A 6,216-nucleotide genomic window follows, 5' to 3' on the forward strand; every position below is an offset into this window, starting at 1 on the left:
CCCGTCCCCGGCCAAGGGCTCCTCCCCCGGCGCCGCTCCCGCGTCCACCGGGTCCTGTGCTGGTTCCGTCTCCGGCGCGGTGCCGGACATCGGCTCGTCCATGGTCACGACGCTACCGCGCGCGGCGTCCTGGGCGACGGCGGGCACTCCCCCTGAGGTACCGTCGTGAGGCGATGGCGACCACACAGCAGTGCCGGACCGCGCTGGAGCGGCTGGCCGGGAACCTCGCGGACGCGGACGACGACGTGCGCAGCGCCGCCGCCCTGGAGCGCTCGGTCAGCTGCCATCTCACCGATCTGGACACCACCTTCACCGGCCGGCTCGTCCACGGCCGCATCGAGGACATGACCACCGTCCACGGCCCGCCCTCCGAGCGCGCCCAGATCAGACTGGCCATGACCAGCGACGATCTGGTCTCCCTGGTGGACGGACGGCTGAACTTCGCCCGGGCCTGGGCCCGGGGCCGCGTCAGACTGGAGGCGGGCCTGCGGGACCTGCTGCGGCTGCGGTCGCTGCTCTGACCGGCCCGGAGCCTCCCGGCCGGACGCGCCGGCCGGGAGGCCGCTGAAACCGGGTGTGGGCGGGGTTCCGGGCGGCGATGATGACCGCATGACCGCCGCCTCCCACGCCCGCTCCTTCGACTCCGCCGCAGCCCTGTACGCCGCGGGCCGCCCCTCCTACCCGCCCGCCCTCCTGGACGCCGTCGAGGAGCTCTGGGGCCGTCCCCTCGCCGGCGCCCGCGCCGCCGACGTCGGAGCCGGCACCGGGATCCTCACCGCGCTCCTGGCCGCCTGCGGCGCCCGCGCCGTGGCCGTCGAGCCCGGTGACGGCATGGCGGCCGAGTTCCGCCGCGCACTCCCCGGCATCCCCCTGGTGCGCGGCGACGGCGACCGCCTGCCGCTGGCCTCCGGCCGCTTCGACCTGGTCACCTACGCCCAGGCCTGGCACTGGACCGACCCGGGGCGGTCGGTGCCCGAGGCCATGCGTGTCCTGCGCCCCGGCGGCGCCCTCGCCGTCCTGCGCAACGACTCCGACGAGTCCGTCGGCTGGATCGCCGGTCAGGCGGCCCGGGTGCGCCGCTTCTTCGGCGCCGACCGGGAGACGGTGGAGGCGGCCCGAGACCGCTCGCTGCCGTCCGGGCCCGGTTTCGCCCGCCAGCAGGTGCGCTGGTCCCGACGGGTGCCGCTGGAGACCCATCTGGCCAACCTGGCCAGCCACTCCGACTTCCTCGTCATCGGCGAGGAGCGCGCCGCCGCCTTCCTGGCCGGGGAGCGCGAGCGACTGGGCGACCTCTTCCCCGGCGGTACGGTCGAGGAGTCCTATGTCGCCTCGGTGAGCGTCGCCCTGCGCTGACCGCACCCGACCGCAGGCGGCCACACCGCCCGCACGCCCGGGGCGGGGCCGCCCGCGGACGAGGGGGTCACAGGCCGAGAGCCGCCAGCGCCCCGTCCGCACCGGCCAGGCAGACGCCCTCCCCCGCCAGGGTCCACGCGGCCGCGCACAGCGCCCGCAGCCCGTCCAGCGGATCGTCCCCGCGGCCCTCCAGCCGCAGCGAGCCGTCCTCCGCCGAAGCGGTCCAGCCGCCGCACAGGAACCCGCTCCGTTCCCCGCCGCGCAGCTCCTCCACCTCCGGCTGTGCCCGGTGCAGCGCCCGCAGGTCGGCGGCCACGTACGTCGGCCGGTGCTCGGGGGGAGCGGCCAGCAGCTGCGCCGCGTCCGTGACCCCGGTGAGCACCAGCAGCGAGTCCACACCCCCCGCGTACGCGCCCTCGATGTCGGTGTCCAGCCGGTCCCCGACCACCAGCGGCCGCCGCGCGCCCGTGCGCAGGATCGTCTCGCGGTGCATCGGCGGCAGGGGCTTGCCCGCCGTCCTCGGCTCCGGTGCCGGACGCATCCAGCGCGTCGCGATCCGCACCACCTCCACGGCCGCGCCGTTGCCCGGCGCGATGCCCCGGCCGCTGGGAATCGTCAGATCCCCGTTGGAGGCGAACCACGGCAGCCCGCGCCCCACCGCGATCGCCGCCTCCGCCAGCCGCCCCCAGGGCATCTCCGGCCCGCCGTACCCCTGCACGACCGCCGCCGGACCGTCGTCCGCCGACTCCACCGGCTCCAGACCGCGCTCGCGCAGCGCCACCCGCAGGCCCTCCGCGCCCACGCACAGCACCCGCGAGCCGGCCGGCAGCTCCTCGGAGATCATCCGCGCCACCGCCTGCGCCGAGGTGACCACCTCCCCCGGCTCGGCGGGCACCCCCAACCGCGTCAGGTGCCCGGCGACGGTCTCGGGGGTGCGCGCCGCGTTGTTCGTCACGTACGCCAGCCGCATCCCGGCCGCCCGGGCCGCCGCGAGCGACTCGACCGCGTGGACGACCGCCTCGCCGCCCGCGTAGACCACGCCGTCCAGATCGAGCAGCGCGGTGTCGTACACCCGGCTCGGCGGGGCTCCGCAGCCTTCCGGCCGGGTACGTATCGGGCGGTGGTGTCCGGTCATCGTCGTCTCGCTCCTCGCGCCGGCGGTCTTCCTCCCCCGATCATCTCCCACCCGGCACACCGGCATAACATGCACCAATGCTGCGATCCCCGGGCCCCGAACACCCCTCGGGCGGCCTCCTCCTCGCCCCCTTCCGCGGCCTGCGCTACGCCCCCGACCGGGTCGGCAGCCTGGCCGCCGTGACCTCGCCCCCGTACGACGTCGTGGTCCGGCCCGACGGCCTGCACCATCTGCAGACCGCAGACCCCCACAACATCGTGCGGCTGATCCTCCCCGAGGCCGCCGACCCGGCCGCCCGGCACCTGCAGGCCGCCCGGACCCTGCGCCGCTGGGAGGCTCAGGGCGTCCTCGTACGGGATCCGGAGCCGGCCCTGTACGTCTACGAGCAGCGCCGGGGCGACGTGCTCCAGCGCGGCCTGATCGGCGCCCTGCGCCTGACCCCGCCGGACGAGGGCGTCGTACTCCCCCACGAGGACGTGATGCCGGAGGTCGTCGAGGACCGCGCGGCCCTGATGCGCGAGACCGCCGCCAACCTCGAACCACTGCTGCTGTCCTACCGCGGCGACGGCACCGCGACCGGCGCGACCGCCGTCATCGAGCGCGCCACCGGCAGACCCCCGCTGCTCTCCACCACCACCGAGGACGGCTTCTCGCACCGGCTGTGGGCGGTCACCGACGAACAGGAGATCGCCGAGGCCGGGCGCGACCTCTCCCGCCGCCAGGCGCTCATCGCCGACGGCCACCACCGCTGGGCCACCTATCTGCGCCTGCGGTCCGAGCGCGTCGGGGGGGCCGCCGGCCGGCACGGCTTCTGGGACCACGGCCTGGTGCTGCTGGTGGACACCGCCCGCTACCCGCTGCGGGTGCAGGCCATCCACCGCGTGCTGCCCCGACTGCCGGTGGCCGAGGCCCTGTCCCGGCTGGGGGGCGCCTTCCGCGTACGGACCGTCGACGGCCCGCTCCCCCGCGCCCTGCGCGCTCTGGAGACCACCCCCGGCAACGCCTTCCTGCTCACCGGCGACGGCTCCTTCCACCTGCTCCACGACCCCGACCCGGACCTGCTCGCGCGCACCGTCCGCGACGGCCTTCCCGAGGAGTGGCGACGGCTGGACGCCACGGTCCTGCACTCGACCCTGCTGGCTGCCGTCTGGCAGGTCCCGGACAACTCCTCCGGGATCGGCTACCTCCACGACGCGGCGGCGGCCGTGGAGCAGGCCGAGCGTCTGGGTGGCTCGGCGGTCCTGATGCGCGCGGTCGCGGAGGAGACCGTGCGCGGGCTGGCCCGCCAGGGCGTGACCATGCCGCGGAAGTCCACCTCCTTCGGTCCCAAACCGGCCACCGGCCTGGTGCTGCGCGCCCTCGACGACCTGCCGGAAGGACCTGCCTGACCATACGGCGAGGGCGGGATCCGTCCCTGGACAGATCCCGCCCTCGCCGTATGGCGCGCCTCAGAAGCCGCTCAACGCTCTTCCTCCGCGCCTCGGTCCTCCCCGCCGGCTTCCGCAGCCTCGGCGGAGGCCCTTCCGTGCGTCTCCTCCGGCTCGGACACGTCCTCCAGCTCCGCCTCCGGGTCGAGCGCGTCCAGGAACTCCACACCGTCCAGCTGGGCCAGTCGGTCCGACGCGTCGGTCATCCCGCCCTGGTCCGCCTCCAGTGCCCTGGCGAACCACTCACGGGCCTCCTCCTCACGGCCCACGGCCAACAGCACGTCGGCGTACGCGTAACGCAGCCGGGCCGTCCACGGCTGAACGGAATTCGACGCCAACTCGGGGCTCTGGAGCGTGACCACGGCTGCCTCGGTCTGCCCCATGTCGCGCCGTGCTCCCGCCGCGACCAGACGCATCTCCACCTGTCCGGCCTTGTCGAGCTTCTGCACCTCCGGCTCACCGGCCATGGCGAGTGCCTTCTCCGGCCGGCCGAGGCCACGCTCGCAGTCGGCCATCACGGGCCACAGGTGGGAAGAACCGGTCATCCGGCGGGCAGCCCGGAACTCGGCCAGCGCCTCGGCGTACTTCCCCACCCCGTAGGCGGCGAAGCCCGCGGCCTCACGCACCGCGGCGACACGGGAGGCCAGCCGCAGCGCGACCTTGGCGTAGCCGTACGCCTGCTCGGCGTCCTCGTCCAGCAGCTTCGCCACCATCACCAGATTCCTGGCGACGTCCTCGGCGAGCGTCTTGGGCAGGCTCATCAGCTCCTGCCGCACGTCCTTGTCCAGCTCCTGCCCGGTGACGTCCTCCGGGATCGGCAACCGCTTGATGGGCTCCCTGTCCTGGCCGCGGTCACGCGGACGCTCCTCACGCCGGTAGCCGGAGCCTCCGCCCTCGCGCCGCCCGCGGAAACCACCACGGTCGTCGCGGTCCCGGCCGTACGGGCGCCTTCCCCGGTCGTCGTCCCTACGCGGACCACGCGGCCGGTCGTCCCGGCGGAAACCACCACGGTCATCATCGCGACGCGGACCACGCGGCCGATCGTCCCGGCGGTCATCACGACGGTCATCCCGACGGAACGACGACCGATCATCCCGGCGGAAACCACCACGGTCACCGCGCTCATCATCCCTACGCGGACCACGCGGCCGCTCATCACGACGATCGTCCCGGCGGAACGACGGCCGATCGTCCCGGCGGAAACCACCACGGTCATCATCGCGACGCGGACCACGCGGCCGATCGTCCCGGCGGTCATCACGACGGTCATCCCGACGGAACGACGACCGATCATCCCGGCGGAAACCACCACGGTCACCGCGCTCATCATCCCTACGCGGACCACGCGGCCGCTCATCACGACGGTCATCCCGACGGAACGACGGCCGATCGTCCCGGCGGAAACCACCACGGTCACCGCGCTCATCATCCCTACGCGGACCACGCGGCCGCTCATCACGACGGTCATCCCGGCGATACGACGGCCGACCATCCCGACCGAAACCGCGCCCCCGATCGTCGTCACGACGATCGTCCCGGCGGAACGACGGCCGGTCGTCCCGGCGGAAACCACCACGATCATCATCGCGACGCGGACCACGCGGCCGATCGTCCCGGCGGTCATCACGACGGTCATCCCGACGGAACGACGACCGATCATCCCGACCGAAACCGCGCCCCCGATCGTCGTCACGACGATCGTCCCGGCGGAACGACGGCCGGTCGTCCCGGCGGAAACCACCACGATCATCATCGCGACGCGGACCACGCGGCCGGTCGTCCCGGCGCTCATCACGACGGAAACCACCACGCCTCTCGTCACCGCTCTGGCGACGCGGCCTGTCCGAGCGCTCGGGCCGGCCCGACTGCTCCTCCGAAGAATTGGACATTGGTGTGGCTCCTGTCTTGGGGTGATACACGTTCGATCTTGCGCACAAACAGAAAAAGGACCCTTGGTCCCAGCATGCACGCTGGGACCAAGGGTCCTTCAAATATTGTTCGGCGGCGTCCTACTCTCCCACACGGTCCCCCATGCAGTACCATCGGCGCTGAGAGGCTTAGCTTCCGGGTTCGGAATGTAACCGGGCGTTTCCCTCACGCTGTGACCACCGAAACACACTCGAGTGTTCCAAGCGAACAAGCACACTGTTCAATTAGAACCCCGAAAAACCTGCCGAGGCCGTTCGTGGTCTCAGAACCCACACAGTGGACGCGAACATCTACAGCACAAGCCCTCGGCCTATTAGTACCGGTCAACTCCACCCCTCACGAGGCTTCCATCTCCGGCCTATCAACCCGGTC

6 protein-coding genes and 1 rRNA gene are annotated in these 6,216 nt (G+C 73.2%); 3 read left to right on the plus strand and 4 right to left on the minus strand.

The window, feature by feature from the left end; all coding sequences use genetic code 11:
* The first annotated feature begins 173 nt into the window (after positions 1-173).
* Entirely contained in the window at positions 174-521 is a 348-nt protein-coding gene (locus tag L7D48_RS24065; protein ID WP_237882406.1) for an SCP2 sterol-binding domain-containing protein, read from the plus strand.
* A gap of 88 nt (positions 522-609) precedes the next feature.
* Positions 610-1,353, plus strand: coding sequence for a class I SAM-dependent methyltransferase (locus tag L7D48_RS24070; RefSeq protein WP_237882408.1), 744 nt, complete (start codon positions 610-612; stop codon positions 1,351-1,353).
* Between the two features lie 67 nt (positions 1,354-1,420).
* Here the strand turns inward: L7D48_RS24070 and L7D48_RS24075 are convergent, their stop codons facing one another.
* On the minus strand, positions 1,421-2,488 hold the full coding sequence (locus L7D48_RS24075; protein WP_237882410.1) for an HAD hydrolase-like protein: 1,068 nt from the start codon (positions 2,486-2,488) through the stop codon (positions 1,421-1,423).
* A gap of 77 nt (positions 2,489-2,565) precedes the next feature.
* On the opposite strand from L7D48_RS24075, the gene L7D48_RS24080 reads away from it, so the two are divergent.
* Entirely contained in the window at positions 2,566-3,876 is a 1,311-nt protein-coding gene (locus tag L7D48_RS24080; protein ID WP_237882412.1) for a DUF1015 family protein, read from the plus strand.
* 71 nt (positions 3,877-3,947) lie between these two features.
* On the opposite strand, the gene L7D48_RS24085 is transcribed toward L7D48_RS24080, so the two are convergent.
* The 3 genes from L7D48_RS24085 to rrf all read right to left on the minus strand — a co-directional run bounded on the left by L7D48_RS24085 (position 3,948) and on the right by rrf (position 6,028).
* Entirely contained in the window at positions 3,948-4,691 is a 744-nt protein-coding gene (locus L7D48_RS24085) for a tetratricopeptide repeat protein (protein ID WP_237882416.1), read from the minus strand.
* Positions 4,676-5,884: a hypothetical protein gene (locus L7D48_RS24090; RefSeq protein WP_237882414.1), complete on the minus strand. Its 1,209-nt coding sequence runs from the start codon at positions 5,882-5,884 to the stop codon at positions 4,676-4,678. Before L7D48_RS24090 ends, L7D48_RS24085 begins: the two co-directional genes overlap by 16 nt.
* A 27-nt stretch (positions 5,885-5,911) precedes the next feature.
* Positions 5,912-6,028, minus strand: a 5S ribosomal RNA gene (rrf, locus tag L7D48_RS24095).
* Between the last annotated feature and the right edge of the window lie 188 nt (positions 6,029-6,216).

It is taken from the genome of Streptomyces sp. ICN903, assembly GCF_022015835.1.
Classification (GTDB): Bacteria; Actinomycetota; Actinomycetes; order Streptomycetales; family Streptomycetaceae; genus Streptomyces; species Streptomyces fenghuangensis.

What these genes read in the sequence shown, in the direction of transcription:
- L7D48_RS24065 (WP_237882406.1), top strand. Translation starts at nt 174, where the DNA reads ATGGCGACCACACAGCAGTGCCGGACCGCGCTGGAGCGGCTGGCCGGG.
- L7D48_RS24070 (WP_237882408.1), top strand. Translation starts at nt 610, where the DNA reads ATGACCGCCGCCTCCCACGCCCGCTCCTTCGACTCCGCCGCAGCCCTG.
- L7D48_RS24075 (WP_237882410.1), bottom strand. Translation starts at nt 2,488, where the DNA reads ATGACCGGACACCACCGCCCGATACGTACCCGGCCGGAAGGCTGCGGA.
- L7D48_RS24080 (WP_237882412.1), top strand. Translation starts at nt 2,566, where the DNA reads ATGCTGCGATCCCCGGGCCCCGAACACCCCTCGGGCGGCCTCCTCCTC.